The sequence below is a fragment of the Singulisphaera acidiphila DSM 18658 genome (genome assembly GCF_000242455.2).
Lineage (GTDB): Bacteria > Planctomycetota > Planctomycetia > Isosphaerales > Isosphaeraceae > Singulisphaera > Singulisphaera acidiphila.
On the sequence record NC_019892.1, the window covers coordinates 395167 to 411134 of the forward strand.

Annotated in this window: 14 protein-coding genes and 3 pseudogenes; 9 read left to right on the top strand and 8 right to left on the bottom strand. The window is 62.4% G+C overall.

Annotated features, from left to right (window positions below; all coding sequences use genetic code 11):
- The first annotated feature begins 11 nt into the window (after positions 1-11).
- From SINAC_RS01510 to SINAC_RS42145, 7 genes and pseudogenes are all read left to right on the top strand, one after another.
- Positions 12-644 (top strand): chemotaxis protein CheC, inhibitor of MCP methylation, encoded by a 633-nt coding sequence (locus SINAC_RS01510; RefSeq protein WP_015243940.1) that lies wholly within the window; start codon positions 12-14, stop codon positions 642-644.
- 23 nt (positions 645-667) lie between these two features.
- On the top strand, positions 668-1174 hold the full coding sequence (locus tag SINAC_RS01515; RefSeq protein ID WP_237722941.1) for a chemotaxis protein CheD: 507 nt from the start codon (positions 668-670) through the stop codon (positions 1172-1174).
- Between the two features lie 54 nt (positions 1175-1228).
- Entirely contained in the window at positions 1229-1669 is a 441-nt protein-coding gene (locus SINAC_RS01520; RefSeq protein WP_015243942.1) for a response regulator, read from the top strand.
- Positions 1656-2756, top strand: coding sequence for a protein-glutamate methylesterase/protein-glutamine glutaminase (locus SINAC_RS01525; RefSeq protein ID WP_015243943.1), 1101 nt, complete (start codon positions 1656-1658; stop codon positions 2754-2756). The genes SINAC_RS01520 and SINAC_RS01525 overlap by 14 nt, the downstream gene beginning before the upstream one ends.
- Before the next feature lie 152 nt (positions 2757-2908).
- A complete protein-coding gene (locus tag SINAC_RS41055; protein WP_237722942.1) occupies positions 2909-3148 on the top strand; it encodes a helix-turn-helix domain-containing protein in 240 nt (79 codons plus the stop codon).
- 222 nt (positions 3149-3370) lie between these two features.
- Positions 3371-4252: pseudogene (locus SINAC_RS01535) on the top strand (transposase); the annotation flags it as partial.
- Between the two features lie 153 nt (positions 4253-4405).
- Positions 4406-4708, top strand: a pseudogene (locus SINAC_RS42145) (transposase); the annotation flags it as partial.
- Positions 4709-5198: 490 nt separating this feature from the next.
- On the opposite strand, the gene SINAC_RS01545 reads toward SINAC_RS42145, so the two are convergent.
- Together SINAC_RS01545 and SINAC_RS01550 are read right to left on the bottom strand one after the other, a co-directional pair.
- Complete coding sequence (locus tag SINAC_RS01545) at positions 5199-5618, bottom strand: hypothetical protein (RefSeq protein WP_015243944.1); 420 nt, start codon at positions 5616-5618, stop codon at positions 5199-5201.
- 47 nt (positions 5619-5665) lie between these two features.
- A complete protein-coding gene (locus tag SINAC_RS01550; protein WP_015243945.1) occupies positions 5666-6619 on the bottom strand; it encodes a DUF1559 family PulG-like putative transporter in 954 nt (317 codons plus the stop codon).
- Between the two features lie 529 nt (positions 6620-7148).
- On the opposite strand from SINAC_RS01550, the pseudogene SINAC_RS41060 reads away from it, so the two are divergent.
- A pseudogene (locus SINAC_RS41060) lies at positions 7149-7328 on the top strand (transposase); the annotation flags it as partial.
- Positions 7329-8351: 1023 nt separating this feature from the next.
- Here SINAC_RS41060 and SINAC_RS01565 read toward each other — a convergent pair.
- Positions 8352-8624 carry a hypothetical protein gene (locus SINAC_RS01565; RefSeq protein WP_015243947.1) on the bottom strand — a complete coding sequence of 91 codons (273 nt, stop codon included), beginning with the start codon at positions 8622-8624 and terminating at the stop codon, positions 8352-8354.
- Between the two features lie 599 nt (positions 8625-9223).
- Complete coding sequence (locus SINAC_RS01570) at positions 9224-10084, bottom strand: DUF6065 family protein (protein WP_015243948.1); 861 nt, start codon at positions 10082-10084, stop codon at positions 9224-9226.
- A gap of 268 nt (positions 10085-10352) precedes the next feature.
- On the opposite strand from SINAC_RS01570, the gene SINAC_RS01580 reads away from it, so the two are divergent.
- A complete protein-coding gene (locus SINAC_RS01580; protein ID WP_015243949.1) occupies positions 10353-11063 on the top strand; it encodes a metal-dependent hydrolase in 711 nt (236 codons plus the stop codon).
- Between the two features lie 52 nt (positions 11064-11115).
- Here the strand turns inward: SINAC_RS01580 and SINAC_RS01585 are convergent, their stop codons facing one another.
- The 4 genes from SINAC_RS01585 to hpt all read right to left on the bottom strand — a co-directional run bounded on the left by SINAC_RS01585 (position 11116) and on the right by hpt (position 15855).
- Positions 11116-12480: a carbonic anhydrase/acetyltransferase gene (locus SINAC_RS01585; protein WP_237722943.1), complete on the bottom strand. Its 1365-nt coding sequence runs from the start codon at positions 12478-12480 to the stop codon at positions 11116-11118.
- A gap of 336 nt (positions 12481-12816) precedes the next feature.
- Positions 12817-13932: a glycosyltransferase gene (locus tag SINAC_RS01590; RefSeq protein ID WP_015243951.1), complete on the bottom strand. Its 1116-nt coding sequence runs from the start codon at positions 13930-13932 to the stop codon at positions 12817-12819.
- 251 nt (positions 13933-14183) lie between these two features.
- Complete coding sequence (locus tag SINAC_RS37815; RefSeq protein WP_015243952.1) at positions 14184-15329, bottom strand: glycosyltransferase family 4 protein; 1146 nt, start codon at positions 15327-15329, stop codon at positions 14184-14186.
- Positions 15330-15345: 16 nt separating this feature from the next.
- Positions 15346-15855, bottom strand: a complete 510-nt coding sequence (gene hpt / locus SINAC_RS01600) for a hypoxanthine phosphoribosyltransferase (protein WP_020467721.1) — start codon at positions 15853-15855, stop codon at positions 15346-15348.
- Positions 15856-15968 lie beyond the last annotated feature (113 nt).

The following is a 15968-nucleotide window of genomic DNA, read 5'->3' on the forward strand; positions in this document are numbered from 1 at the left end:
GGCCGACGCCTGTGAGCCCATCGCTGACGGAACTTCAGAAGCGGCTGCTCACTTTGGTCTTCGAGCGGGGCGCGGGCGACGCCTCCCGCGCCCTCTCGCGATGGCTCGGTCGGGACGTCCGGCTGGACGTGAACGAGGTCGAACTAGCCGACGCGGCCAGCCTCCTGGGGCCGGCCGACGCGCTGGTCGCCTCGTGCTCGATGGACTTGACCGGCCGCCTGACCGGCCAGCTCCTGTTGGTCTTCGAGGACCAGGCGGGTATGGCCCTGGCCGACCTATTGTTGCGTCGGCCCCTGGGGACGTCGACGTCCTGGGACGAACTCGAGCGGTCGGCGGCGTGCGAGACGGCCAACATCGTGGGATGCGCGTACCTCAACTCGCTGGCGGCCCACCTCCCGCTCGTCGGTCCCACTGGGCCTGAAACGCCTCTGCTCCCTTCGCCTCCCACGTTCCGCCATGAATTCGCGGCGAGCCTGATCGAGTTCGCCTTGATGGACCAGGCCATGGAGGCCGACAGGCTGCTCCTGGTCAAGAGCCGGTTCACCGCCGACGGGGCCGCGCTCCACTGGTCGTTACTCTTCGTGCCGAGTGGCGAGTCGTTGCGCACCCTGTCGTCGTCCTTGGCCGACCCCGCACGCCGGTAAAGGTCCAAGAGGAGACCCTTGTTTTGCCGCTACCGCTGTCGCCAGAGCCCTCAACTTCCGTGGAGATCGTGTCGGTGCCGATCGGCCGGTGGGCGGTTGCGGCCGCGCCGGCGCAGATCAGGACGCTGCTTGGCTCGTGCGCGGGGGTGATCCTTTACGATCGGTTGGCCCGGATCGGCGGCGTGGCGCACGTCGTGCTGCCCGACTCGCGGGGGGCGGTCGACCACCCCGGTAAGTTCGCCGACACCGCGATACCGGCCCTGATTACCGACCTCGAACGCAAGCTCGGTCGGACTTCCAGAGGACGCCTCACGGCCAAGGTCGCGGGAGGGGCGAGCATGTTCCAGACCGGCGCGTCGACTAACATCGGTCGGATGAATAACGATGCGGTCGAGCTGATCCTGGCCGGCTTGGGCATCCCCGTCGTCGCGCGCGACGTCGGCGGGGACACCGGGCGTCGCTTGACGTTCGACACGCTCTCCGGCATTGTCTCTATCAAGATTCCCGGCGGTGCCGACTACCAGATCTAATCGAATCAGAGTCTCTAATCGAATCAGAGTCGATCTTAGCTTTGCGGAGGGGCGATGAAACGCTTGCTGGTTGTCGACGACGCCCTCCTGATGCGTAAGATGATCTGCGACGTCGCCGTTGAGGCCGGCTGGGAGGTCGCGGGTGAGGCGCGAGACGGCACTGAAGCCGTCGAGCTGTACGCGAGGCTCCGCCCCGACCTTGTCACGATGGACGTCGTGATGCCGAAGATGGGGGGCCTGGAGGCGCTCCGGCAGATCCGCGCCGCCGACCCGGGGGCTCAGGTCGTGATGGTCACCGCCTTGGACCAGAAGCAGACCCTCATGGAATCGATCCGCGACGGCGCGATCGACTTCATCGTCAAGCCGTTCGATCGCGACCGGGTCACCAGTCTTCTGAACAAGGTCAAGCCGCGAGACGCGGTGGCGGTGACCGACCCCCTGCTCCGGATCGACCCGCTTTCCCCAGGTATCGAGGCCGACAGTGGATCCCTCTGAGCCGCGCCCGGTCCGGGTCCTGATCGTCGACGACTCCGCCTTGATGCGGAAGCTCCTCGGCGACTTGCTCCGGTCGTCCCCCGCGATCGAGGTCGTCGGCTCCGCCCGCGACGGCATGGAGGCCCTGGCTCTGGCCGAACGGCTCAGGCCCGACGTGGTGACCCTCGACGTCGAGATGCCTGGCCTGTCGGGCCTGGACGTGCTCCCCACGCTCCTGAAGACGCACCCGGTCCCGGTCGTGATGGTCAGCGCCTTGACGCAGGAGGGGGCCGAAGTGACCCTGGCCGCGCTCGAGCTGGGGGCCGTCGACTTCCTCCCCAAGCCCGATCGGCACCAAGTGGCCGGCCTGAAGGAGTCGCGCGACCTGCTCATCGCGAAGGTCCTCTCCGCCGCGCGGAGCCGCGTCCGCCCTCCCCGAGAGCGCGACCGCGAGGTGCCGGCCCGCCGGGTGTCCCCCTCGGCCGTGCGCGACCCCGCCGTTCCACCCGCCGCCTCGGCCGGCGAGGGGCCGGTCACGCCCTGCCTCTTGATCGGGATCTCGACCGGAGGTCCCCAGGCGCTTGCCCAGGTCCTTCCCCTGTTGACACCCCCGATCCCGCCCGTCTTGATCGTGCAGCACATGCCGGCCAAGTTCACGTACGTCTTCGCCGAGCGGCTCTCCCGGCAGTGTTCCGTGCCCGTGAAAGAGGCCGAGCAGGGCGATCGAGTCCTCCCCAACGCAATCCTGATCGCCCCTGGGGGCCGTCACATGACCCTGACCGGCTCTCCCTCCGGCGTCCGCGTCACCCTCTCCGACGGGCCGCTCGTCAGTGGGCACAAGCCCTCCGTCGACATGCTCTTCCAGTCGGGCGCGCGGGTCTACCGGTCGGCGGCCATCGGGATCATCATGACCGGCATGGGCCGCGACGGCGTCGAGGGCTGCAAAAAGATCCTCGACGCCGGCGGCCAAACCTTCGGCCAGGACGAGCAAACCTCTGTCGTTTACGGCATGAACAAGGCTGCATTCCAGGAACGAGCCGTCCAGTCCCAGTTTGCCCTCCTCGACCTCCCCGCCCTCATCCAACGGCTTGCCCGGAGCGGATCTTAGGTTATTTAATTCGAGAAAAGCTTGACCCTGTTGTGATCGAGTGGTGTCCCGACCGTGGATTCGGTGTCACGACCCCTGGCGAATCCGACTACGGATTCGGGGTCGACGAGATTTAGGCGAGCGCAAAGGCAACTTTGGAACGGGCGGTAGCCTTGATCGAATCCGGCAGATCCTCGACGCCGCCCCTGGCTGAGTTGCGGCAACGTCAAGGACTGTCGCAGACCGAACTGGCTGAGCGGGCGGGAGTCCGGCAAGCGAACATCTCACGGATCGAGAACCGCAATGACGTTCTCGTCAGTACGCTGGACAAGCTGGCAAGCGCGATGGGGGGCGAACTGTCAATTCGGGTTCGATTCCCGGACGGGACGGAGCAAGAGCTCACGTTTGATTGACTGCCCAAACGAGAGGCCGCAAATACAAAGGATCGCCTCAATCGACCGCCCGAGGGACTCGAGGGGGGCAACTCCCTAAAGAGGAAATTTAACCACGAATAATACGAATGACACAAATTCAGTAGTTCGGTAGTTGGGAGTCGAAGGAGTGTCAGGGCGTGACAGACTCAAGCTCCTCCATGAAAATGACTTGTGCTCAACCCGTCACTCACGGAGGGTACGATGCGCAAGTCCACCAGCACCCTGACACCCGCCCAAGTCTACCGCTATGCCGTTCAAGCATTCCAGCCCCACCTGAAGCTTTCCCATGCCAAGGGGGTCGTCGCCGAGACCATCCTGACCGTCCTCTTCGCCGCCGCAGCACGGATCAGTTCGCTGTCCGACACCTGCCAGCGACTTCGCGGAGTCCCCGACGAGCATGTCGTCGCCGAGGCGCTCTACTCCACATTGCCCGAATACAACCGGCTTCGACGGCGCGTCCAGGCCGCGCTGTTGGGCCATCTTCCCAAGACCCTGCGACGACGGCCCCAAGTCATCGCCATCGACCTGACCTTGCTCCCCTACTATGGTGCCGATCGCAAGACCAACCCCTCGGTCATGCGGAGCCAGGCCAAGAGAGGCACGTGCTCGTTCTACGGTTACGCCACCGCCTACGTGATCCGCAAGGGTTGGCGTTACACCGTGGCGTTGATGGCCGCAACCCGAGAGACGACGATGGCGGAGGTGGTTCGCGAATTGCTCCGCCAGGTCCGCGCCGCCGGGATCTCGGTCCGTTTCACGGTCCTGGATCGCGGGTTCTCCAGTGTCGAGGTGATCCGTTATCTCCAGCAGGCGCGGACGCCGTTCTTGATGCCCGTGGTCGGTCGCGGCCGTTCGGTGAAACACCCGCTGGGTCCCAGCGGCTCGAACGTCTTCAAACAGTGCAAGGTGAGCGGCTGGAGCGAGTATACGCTGACGAATGCGAAGAAGCAGAAGGCCACGGTGCAGATCTGCATCAAGTGCCGGAATCGGCGTGGAGAGCGTGGCAAGCACGGTCGGGAGGCATGGGTCTACGCCTACTGGGGGATCGGCCCCAAGCGGTTCGACTGGGTGAAACAGACGTACCGAACCCGGGTAACCGTTCACAGGGTGAACTTCCTTGTTTTCAAGGCGCTTTCGACGACTAACTACTATATAACCCTCCGAAATCGCCCCAAAATCGGAGTGTAGCTTTCAGAAAAACCCTTGTTTTTTAGCGTTTCGCCCCGTGAACGGTTACGAACCCGGTTCGGGATCGAGACGAGCTACCGTCAGATGAATCAATGCCGGATCCGGACGACCTCGAAGCGATTCGAGGTTCGGTTCTTGTACGTGGCGATCGGGTTCTTGCTGCGAAACCTTTGGGTTTGGCTGCATCATGCGGTGCTCTCGAAACCACGTCGCGGCGGCGGAGAACTTCATCTGGAGCGGCTGCGATTGAGGACGATGTTGCTGTGGCTCTTCGAGGTAGCCATTGAGATGTATGGCCTTGTGAACACAGCGACGACTGAAAGGCGTCTGCCAAATAACGTTACGTTGTAGTTCGCCGAAGACCTTCAATCCGAACTACTGAAATTGAGGAAAAGCGAAATTTGAAATTAATGATTATGGATTTCTGTGTTTGTTTATTTTAATATTTGTTATAATTTTTGTTGCGTCTATTGAGCGTGGTGGATGAGGAAGTGATGCTGCGTGCAATTGCTCGGTATCAACCGTTCGGTGCTCCGGATTGGCAAGTGGCGACGGCCAAGTCGGCAGGGGCTTGGGATTGCCCCTGCCTCCTTTTTTTTCAATGATCCGACAACGGGCTAAAAACCAGCCGAAAACCGAAGTGCCTCCAGAGGCTTGTACTCAAGTCGTTTTCTTGAGGTGGTCGCCCCAAATGCCTGCATGCAAGCCTCGGACGCAACCTCAAGATTCACCTGCTTTTTAGCCCGTTGCCGGATCGTTGTTTTTTTTCCGGTCGCCCCTCGATCGCGAGGGGTGAGCCAGGCTCTACGGGGTCCACATTCCAAGGAGTGAGCGTATCGGGTCAGTCTCCTTCGCCCGGATTGGCTGGGATTGTTATCTCGAGGCTCTCCGACTCTTCCATTAAATCCCCGCCCTCGTTGTGATACCAGTAAAGGCGAACCTTCAACGGTCCGCCTGAAGCCTCGAAGAATTGGGGCGTAAGCGTGACCTTTCGGTTGGCGCTATCGTAAGTGAAGCCCAGACTCCCCAGAGGTAGGACGAGGTTGTTGTCAGAGTCGACGATTTCGCCGTCGACATAATTGATTATCGGCTTCCCGACAGCCCATACAATATTCCCTTTAACGGTGATACCTTTGGGAGGGCCCGCCGTGTAGGAGGCGGTCGTTGACGCATCGTAATCCCCTGCACGGGCCATGTTGCCGGGGGTGGCCAAAGTCATCGACGCGCACACCAAAAACATCGCGATCTTCGCTAGCGACATGCCTTCTCCTGGTTGCTTTCTCGGTTGCTTTCTGAGTGACTATCCTGTTAATATTCCCAACCATCCATGACTTCGCCGCCAGCACAAGTCCCGGCTGATTGCCAGACTCGTGGCTCAATGGATTCCTTTATAGACCGTACATGCCCATCGGCGAACAGGACATTCGCGGTCCCGCTATGGAAGCTTCCGGCCGTCCATGCGCCTTCGCGAACATAGTTGCCGTTGTAGCACGTCGGCCCATTGATAGTGATATTGTGGTTGTATAAAGATTTGCCTTCGTGAGGATTCATCCATCCTACGCCTTTGACATTATCGCCGAATTTATTCCGCGAGGTATCCGCCTGGAGACAAGTGGACGTGAAGCGGTCGAATTGGTCGGAGCGGGTCAGTTTCTCGGTCCGGAAGTTGTAGCGACGGCGGTCGTGGTTGGCCCCGTGGTCGGCCGGCGGCGGGCCCAGCAGCCATTCTGAAAAAGCGGCTGTATGGCTCGCCCCGTCTGCAATACCTTCCATCGAGATGCAAGGATTACGGAACAGGCCATTCCGCTTTTTCTGGACTTGGAATCCATATCCGACGCATCCCGCGTAGGAAGTGGATGCTTGACCATAAGATGGTATAACGTCCGATGGGCACAGGAATATGCCTACCTGCGTCGTCTTGGCGGTCTTGTTCAGCATGGGTGATTGGCGCAACTCGATCAGGCACACGTTGATCGAGTTGTAGAGTGTCGCTTGGTCCAGGTGAGGCAGGAGTGCCACATGGGGAGAGAACTGCTTGGCGACGGAACTGCCTGGGAAGCTGCCGCAGGTCGAATGATAGTTGTGCATCGCCAACCCGATCTGCTTCAAGTTGCTGATGCAAGCGGTGCGTCGGGCTGTCTCTCGGGCTAGTTGGACGGCGGGGAGGAGCAACGCCACCAAGAGTCCGATGATGGCGATGACGACCAGGACCTCGATGAGGGTGAAGCCTGGGCGATGAGGTGTGGCGGAATACGTCGGCATAAGCCCTCCCTGACCGATCGGACTTTATTTACACATTAGCTCATGGCTGTGGGTTATCACAATACAGAATAATCTGTCTCACGCAACATAAATTGGCAGCCTTTTTACCTGCTTCTCGAACGAATGGTCAAAGATCGGCGATGATCGCGGAAGCCGAAATCCTTTATGAGGCAACGATTTAGTGGATTTTGTGACGAGTGCTCTGTGCTTGCGTCTTCTCTGAAACTTATCGAATTCTTCATGATCAAGTGGCCCATCGTAAAGAATGAATCCGCCTCACTTGTCACTTTGACAAGATTTCCATCAGGGGCGGGACTTCCAACGTTGACACTTGACTCGCCCGCGATCGCATCGAGTGATGGGTTGACCACCCCTCGATGCTGAAGGCAGACTGATCGATCATGCCTTGATCGCGGCAACGCTCGCCTGACCCTCTCCGACGATGACGGGGATTTCGAGGCTATTTCGAACGGGTCATTGGGAACGCATCAAGGATTTTCTGCCTGGCCAGGTTACCGACCCTGGCGTGACCGCCTTTGACAACCGTCTCTTGTCAACGCCGTCCTCTGGATCGCCGAGACTGGGGCTCCCTGGCGTGATCTTCCCAAACGCTTCGGGAACTGGAATTCGGTCTGGAGGCGGTTCGATCGCTGGCCCACCAAGGGCGTTTGGCTCCGGATCTTTGAGAAGTTGAAGGACCCCGATTTGGCCATTGAGCTTGACCCTGTTGTAATCGAGTGGCGTCCCGACCGTGGATTCGGTGTCACGACCCCTGGCGAATCTGACTACGGATTCGGGGTCGACGAGATTTAGGCGAGCGCAAAGGCAACTTTGGAACGGGCGGTAGCCTTGATCGAATCCGGCGGATCCTCGACGCCGCCCCTGGTTGAGTTGCGGCAACGTCAAGGACTGTCGCAGACTGAGCGGGCGGGGCGGGAGTGCGGCAAGCGAACATCTCGCGGATCGAGAACCGCAATGATGTCCTCGTCAGTACGCTGGACAAGCTGGCAAGCGCGATGGGGGGCGAACTGTCAATTCGGGCTCGATCCCCGGACGGGACGGAGCAAGAGCTCACGTTTGATTGACTGCCCAAACGAGAGGCTGCAAATGCAAAGGATTGCCTCAATCGACCTCGACCGTCCGATGAACTCGAGGGGGGCGACTCTCTGGAGAGGAAATTTAACCACGAATCACACAAATAACACGAATTGAGAAAAAGTTGAATTTAAGATAAATGATTATGGCTTACTGTTTTGTGAGGCAGGTTCTTGAAGAACAATCTGCATGATCTCCTTCGTTCCCCACGTGTCTCCTGCTCCTGCATTGAAGTGCCGGGCCGCTTAATCAAGTTCTGAACCCCGTTGCTTCGCGACCTTTAATTCCTGGCCCGGGAGTCGCCCCAGATGATGGAGGTAGCAAATCCCGAAGAGTGCCGCGAGGGTTGAGAGTTGCAGAATCAAGAACGCCCCATCAAAATAGATCAAGGCATGGAAGACGAATCCTGCCGTGCCTGTCCCATTCCTGATGAGAGCTTGCCGATCGAGCTGAGGGGAATTTTTTAAGTGAAAATAGAAGAATGTTACCAATAGTATGTCGGCTGAGGCTAGACCCACAGTAATCCAGAATTGTATTGGTATTTATGGTTTCTGGTGTGGCCAGAAATTTTGGAGTTTTCTCAGCTATTGGTTGAGGTCGGATCGCGTGTCAGAAGTCGTTGGACTCGTGGTGCGGCTCAGTACAGTTTAACGATTTGCGGGGTGGAGCTGACGATTTTGCCCTTGGCGTCGGCGGTCAGAAAGAAGCTGTTTGCGATCTTGCCGGTGGCGAAGTCTTTGCCCGTGACGATGTTCACCCTGTAGTGGTCGGCTCCGACGGGATGCACCCTGACCTTGAGCAGGTCTTTCGGGGTTCCCAGGGAGCGTATCACCTGCCTGCCGATCAGGTCGTTCAGAGGCGTGGCTGCGATTGGTTCGTTCTCCGGCTCATCGGGCGAGGCTTTGGGCATCTCATTTCTCCGGTCGCGAGGGTTGGATCCACCTATCGTTAGGGAATCCAGGAATTTACGCAAGGGGACTCCGAAGGGAGCGGCTCTCGGTTGTTCTAAGCCTGGTTTGATGATGCCTTTGTGTTAAATCGCTTTGGGGTTCACTCCGCCTTTTACTTCGCAGACCTGGGTAGGCCCAAGGTCGAATCGCCCTTCATGAGTTTCCCTTCCGGATCGATCAGAATGACCGTCCCCATCGCTGGCAGGCCGAATCGCGACGAGGTAACCGACCGTGGTTTGTTCGACGTGTGACGTGTTGCGTTCCCCTTTTTTTGTATTTTTGATGGGATAAGGGACAAATCAACACATTGCGTGCGGGCCACAAGGGTTTTGGTCGTTCTACGGGATGAAAGACGCTGCCTTGGCGAATCGTCCCCTTCGCACACGCTCCTCGATTCTGACCGGGTCCATCGCCGAGTGGGGCCGCCTCAATGAGCGAGGCGGGTTCACGCGGTTGGTGGACTCGGGTGTTCTAGGGGATTGGCTGGCCTCTGCCACGTGAGACATTTGCCGAGTTGAGAAGGCGAAGTGGGGAGTGAAACTCCTGTGGCCCGTGTGATTTAGGGCTTCGGCCTTTCTTCCTGCGATGTTGCCGGGGGGACGAAGGGGGGGACCTGGACCTTGGCGAGGTGGTCGTCGATCCCTTCGGCCTTGCGGTAGAACCGGACGAGGGAGTCGGGTTCTTGGGCGAGCCGCCGGCGCTCGCTCAGCCAGTGGAGCAGCTCGGCATGGGCCTGGGGCTCGGTCTCGGCCAGCAGGGATTCGGCGGCCGAGGCGCCGTTGAATGTGCCGTGGGGGACCGGGATGAGCTGGCAGAGGCTCTCCCCCTTCACGAACGTGACGGTGCCGGGCTCGACGAGCTTCCAGTTCATGGTGAACGTGTAGTTGAGCCACCAGGTCTCGATCACCCCTTCCAGGGGGGTGCAGTTCGCCTTCCAGCGGTTGCCCGGACCTTTGACGTAGAGGTCCCAGCCGGGGGAGGTCCGGAACAGCCAGGGGAGCGAGAACGTCACGATCCCGAGCCCGAACTGGCTCTTGATCGCGACCTGATACGGGGGGGCGACCTCGACCCGGAGGCCGGCCGATTCGGGGGAGCCGTTCCAGGTCACCTGGACGTCGGTCGGGCAGAGAACCTGCCAGCCCCACTGGTTGGCCATGACCATCGGCAGGCACTGGTACGAATAGGGGCGGCCGTCCATCCAGTGCCGACGCGCCGGGGAAGGGCGGAGCCGCCAGCCGTCGAGCCAGCTTCCGTCCTTGATCTTGAGCGCTTTCACCGCCAGCGGACCGGGGTCTCGGGCCTGGTTCGTCTCGGCGAGCCGACGCTCCAACTCGGCCACACGTTCCTCCAGCTCGAGGCAGCGCGGGCAGGGTTGAGACGCGGGGATGGCGGCGGCCTCGGGCTCGCTCTCGGAACTCATGGGGACGCAGCCCTCGCACGCGATCCAAAAGAAATCGGAGAAACTCGAAGGGACACTCGTCGCGCTGAAGATAGTCGCTTGGGGAGCGCGCATCAATCCCAAGGGAGAAGGAGACCGGGGGCCGGGCGGGCTTGGGGTTGTCAGGGGGGGCGGCGTCATGTTCTGATTCCGGCTGGGACCCAACCCGGCACGGGAGCGATCGGCTCGGCCTCTGACTCGAGGATCGCCAGAGTGGTCCCCCGACAACTCCATCGAAGGGAAGACCGTCATGTCGACACGCGTGCGATGGTTGGGGCATTCGTGCCTGCTGTTCGAGAGCGACGGGCGGCACGTGTTGGTTGACCCGTTCCTGACGGGGAACCCCAAGGCGGCGGACTCGGCCGACACGGTCCCGGCCGACCTGATCCTGATCTCGCACGGTCATGGCGATCACATCGGCGATGCCGTGGCGATCGCCAAGCGGACGGGCGCTCCGGTCGTGGCCAATTATGAGATCGGCGAATGGCTCAAGGAGCCTGGGCAGGGGCTTACCGACGTGCACGGCATGCAGCACGGCGGCGGTCGCCTGTTCGAGGGGATCGCCCGGGTCAAGCTGACCGTCGCCTTCCACGGCTCGGTCTTGCCCGACGGCACCTATGGCGGCAATCCGTGCGGGTTCCTGATCACCTTTCCCGACGGCACCAAGGTCTACGACGCGGCCGATACCGCCCTGTTCAGCGACATGCGTCTGATCGGCGAGGAGGGGATCGACCTGGCGATCCTGCCGATCGGCGACTATTACACCATGGGCCCGGACGATGCACTTCGAGCCGTGACGATGATCGCCCCCAAGTCCGTCTTGCCGATCCACTTCAATACGTTCGACGCAATCGCGCAGGATGGCAAAGCGTGGGCCGATCGGGTGCGCCGGGAAACCCAGGCCGAGCCGGTCGAGCTCGAGCCCGGCCAGTGGTTCGACATTCCGCGCAGGCCAGGCTGAGTCGCCAGGCTGGCCTGCGCGGATGATCCGTCGCCGTCAGGTCAGCGGACTTTTACCACTGGATCGAGCCGACGAGCTTGTTGTTGATGATAATCGCCCCGGCGGGAATGGCCGTGTTGTCGGGGATCGTCGAGTTGGCGACGTAGGCGCGGGCCCCGATCGTCGAGCCTGCGCCGACTGTCGTGCGATCGAGGACCGCCCCCGCGCCGATGATCACGTTGCCGCCGATGCTGACCTTGGCTCCCGGTCCCCCCAAGATCACCGAGCGGTCGCCCGCCTGCACGCCGTCGTAGATAGTGAGCCCGCTATTGGTGCTGGCCACGTTGCTCCCCAGCGGGGAATTGATCACGACGTAGTCGCCGGACGTGAACGTGGAACCGAAGATGAACGGCTGCCCCTGGTCGGCCCGGATGGAGTTGCCGATCCCGAGGCGATGCGCGACGATGGCGGCCTGCTGGTGGAAGACCACCTGACCGGTGACCCGAGCGCGGAAGTCCGCGATCAGGCCGGGCTGCTGTTGGCCGAGGGGAGCCAGGAACGTCGGGCCGACCGGGCTGGCGGGCTCGAAGCTGGGGCCGTTCGCGGAACCGGGCTCGTTGCTCGCCCCTTCGACGGCGGAGAGGTTCCCGTTGTTGACCCCTTTCCTGACCGGACTGAAGACATTCGAGGTTCCGGTGGAAGTGTCGCCCTGATAGAGCGCGGCGTAGCCGGCGGCCAGTGCCGTGTTGTTCGCGAGGTTCTTGGTCAGGTCGGTGAACTCGGTGGCAGTGACCGGGACGACCTTGCCGAGCGCGGGGTCGGAGGCCTCGGCGTTGGTCGTGACGTTCGAGCCGGGCAGGACGTACATGCCCGAGGGGACGGTCACGCCCGGCCCGACGCGGGCCAAGGTGCCGACGATCGCTCCTGGCTCGATCGTGGCAGAGTCGATCAGCGCGTTGGCTCCGATCCCGGTCGGCTTGGCCTGAGCGCCGAGGGACCCGATCTGGGTCGGGCCGAGGACCGTGGCTCCGAAGCCGACCGACACGAGGTTGCCGATCAGGATGGAAGTCGTCGGGTTCTTGGCCCGGGTCGGATTGCTCGTGAGCGTGGCGCCGTCGAGGATGTTCGAGCCGGTGCCGATCTTGATGAACCCTGAGGTCGCGTTGAGCCGGGCATAAGGAGCGATGAACGTCTTGTTGCCGACAATGACGTGCCGGCCGTTGACGATCCCGACCGTCGGGTCGATGAACGAGGCCACCTTGGTGGCCCCGAAGGGCAAGACTGGCGTGTTGGGCCGAACCGCCGGGACGCCCAGAGGACGCAAGTAGGGGTGCCGCTGATTCACCGGCGGGATCGTGCTCAACAGGAGCCGTCCCTCCATGGGCTCGCTCTGGGGCCGAAATGCCACGTTCCGTCGCCGACCTGATCGATCCATCATGTCACCAGTCGTTAATAAGTAATAAAGTGGCGACCCTTCACCCGGACGTGAAAATAAAAAGGGCCGGTCGACCGCGATCCTGCGATCCGGAAAACCCTCGCGTTCCGATTCGAGGGGCTATGTCGAACGCCCGACCGTAGCTTCGCTGAGGGGATGGCCGGTGACAAGCAGTCCACCGCCTGCGATTCCGGTCGAGCGACGTGCTATCTTTCGACCGGATTCCCCAGCCGAATTGAGCGCGAACCGCCTGATTCCCTTGCGGGAACCGCCCCTTGGTTTCTATGCCGCCGGTCTTGTGGGTCGCAACGAATTCGGCGATTCCTTCGGTCCGTCGGATCAGGCCGACAGCCCTTTGGCCTTGGCCAGTTGTTCGTAGAGCGCGGCGAATCGCGCGATCATCGTGTCGGCGCGGAACTCCGCGTCCACACGAGCGCGGCCCTCGGCCCCGAGACGCCGGCCCAGCTCGGGGTCGCGGAGAACGGTCCGGATCGCCTGCGCCAGGGCGGGCGGGTCGCTCGGCGGCACGAGCAGGCCGGTTCGCCCGTGCTCGACGACCTCGGTTGTTCCGGGCGCGGCGGTGGCGACGACCGGCTTGGCGAACCGCATGGCTTCGAGCACGACGTTGGGCAACCCCTCGTACAGGCTGGGCAAGACGAGCAGGTCGGCGGCGGCCAGCAAGCGAGGGACGTCGTTGCGGTGGCCCAGGAAGCGGATCGCGTGGTCGTGCCGGTAGGAGTGCACCATCTCCTCGAGCTGAGACCGGAGCGGTCCATCGCCGACGATCAAGGTCCGCAGCTCGGGCATACCGTAGTGGAGCAGGTCGTGCGCGGCGATCAGGTCGGCGACCCCTTTCTGGGGCGCGAGCCGGCCGGCGAAGAGCACTAAGGGGGCGTCGCCGGCAATGCCGAGCTCCGCGCGGACTGCGGCCGGGTCGACCGCCGGAGGCTCTTCATCGGCGATGCCCGAAGGGATCATCGCGAGCCGGTTTTCCGGGATCCCGGCCTTCCGGTAGAACTCGACCACGGCCTGCGAGTTCCCCACGACCCGGTCGGTCCAGTGCGCCAGGCGGCGATCGATGTTGAGTTGCCCTCGTCCCTTCCAGAGATCCACGGCCATCTCGGCCGTGACGACGACCGGGACCCCTGCCCCTCGCGCCGCGATCCGCCCATACGTGTTCGCTGCGAAGATCCAGGTCTGCACGACGTCGAACCGCTTGACCTTGAGGAACCGAGTCAACCGCGCCAGGGCCAGCGGGTCGAGCTTCATCCGCTTGCCGATGGACGTGAGGGGGATCCCAGCCTCGTGGATCTCGGCCTCGAGCGGTCCCAGCCGGGTCAGCGCGGCGACCTCGACCCGGAACCGGTCGCGTGGCAGGCCTTTGGCCAGGAGCACCATCTGCTTCTCGGCCCCCGAGCGGTCGAGACTCGGGATCAGTTGCAGGACGTTTAGCACTCGCGATTTCCTATCGTGATAGAGAGGTGGGCACGACCTAATAGTACGAAACGGCCGTCTGAGTTGGGCCGATTCCGAGTCGTTGGTCTCGCCTTATTCTTTCATTTTCCAGGTGGCCGCGGTGGCTTGCAACAGGGCTTGCGAATCCCTCCCCCCCTGGGACCGCGGGCGACCCGCCCGTAATGAATTATGAATTTTAGAATTAAAAAATTATTGAAGAGCGGGCGGGTCGCCCGCGGTCCCAGGGAATTTTATTCAAGAATGGTCCTCCCCCTCCCCTTCGCGTCGAGCAGGCTCTGGAACAAGTCGATATGTTTGCGAGCGACGGCGGCGATTGAGAACTCCTCGGCGACTCGGCGGCGGGCGGTCTGTCCCATCAGGGCGGCCTGATCGAACTCGGCCCACTGCTCGAGGATCACTTGGGCCAGTGCAGCGGGATCGTTGGGAGGGGCGAGTCGGCCTTGGACCCGATCCTGGACGAGTTGCTGATTGCCCGGAATCGCCGAGGCGACCAGGGGGATGCCCAGCGCCATCGCTTCCAGCAGGGCGATGCTCATCCCCTCCTCACGCGAGGAGAGGAGGAACAGGTCGGACGCGAGGAGCTGACCCTTTGCATCGTCGGTCGCCCCGGGAAGGTCGACCGCGCCTCTCAGCCCGAGCCGTTCGACCTGTCCTGCAAGAGCGGCTCGCTCCGGGCCTTCGCCGATCAGGGTGAGTTTCGCCCGAGGGTGGGTGGCGAGGACCAACGGCCAGGCGTCGATCAGGGTGTCGAGCCCCTTCTCGGGCGCGAGCCGGCCGATGAAGTGAGCGCGAGGCGCGGCCTGCCAGTCGGGCCTCGGCTGCCAGGGCGTTGGGGGGATCGGTACGCCGTTGGGTAATGCCCGGATCCGTTTGGCGGCGAAGCCGGCTTGGAGCAGTTCATCTGTGATGGCCTGCGAGATCGAGACGATCGCGTCGGCGTCACGACAGCGCCGGGCGATCGCCTTGCCAAACCGGCCCCAGGCCTGCCAGGCGAGGTCGCCGGTCGCCCCTGCCCCTTCGGGGCGGAGGACCACCGGGAACCCGAGCCGACGCCCCTGCGCGACGGCGACATAGGCGTCATGCTTGAGCATCGAGACATAAGCGACGTCGATCGCGTGTTCCGTCAGCCAGCGCCTGAGGTTGCGCATGTAGAGCCAGGTCCCAACGAACCGGGCCCGCGACGTCGCCAGCCGGATCACGGTCAAGCGGCCGGCGGGGGTGGCGACCTCCTCTCGCTTGGCCAGGCCGGGCGCGTGCGCGGTGAGTACGGTTACGTCGGCCCCTTCGGCGGCCAGGGCCGGGGCGAGGTAGCTTAAGACCTTCTCGGCCCCGCCGATGTCGGGAGGGTAGCGCCGGGTGATCAGGGCCAGTTTCATCGCCGTCGGTGGGAAATCAAGGGGTGAGAATCCCTACGTAGGGGAGGTGACGATAGTCGTCATTGTAGTCGAGGCCGTAGCCGATCACGAAGGCGTCGGGGATGATGAAGCCGCAGTAATCGGGCTCGAGGTGAACTTCCTGGCGGCCGATCTTGCGGAGCAGGACGGCGGTCCGGATGCTCCGTGCGCCTTGCATGCTCATCCGGCCGACGAGGGTCGCCAGGGTATGGCCGGTATCGAGAATGTCGTCGAGCAGAAGGACGTCCCGGTCGCTCACCTCGGGCAGGAACGCCTCGTTGACGTTCAAGACCCCAGCGCTCGTCGTGGCCCCACGGTAGCTGCTGGCCTGCAACAGCGCCACGCGGTGGGGCAGTTCGATCTGGCGGATCAGGTCGGCCAGGAAGATCAGGCTGCCGGTCAAGACCGCCACGATCGTCAAGGGCTTCCCATGATAGTCGGCCTCGATCTGCCGGCCGAGCTCGCGCACCCGGTCCTGAATCTGGGCCTCGGTGATGAGGACGTCCACAGCGCGCGGATTCCTTTTTTTTGGGGGCGTGGGGTCGTCGAATGCGATTTCGAATGTGTCACGGAGACCCGCAACGAGAGGGAGACGGACCACCCGTCGCGCCCCCATCATGT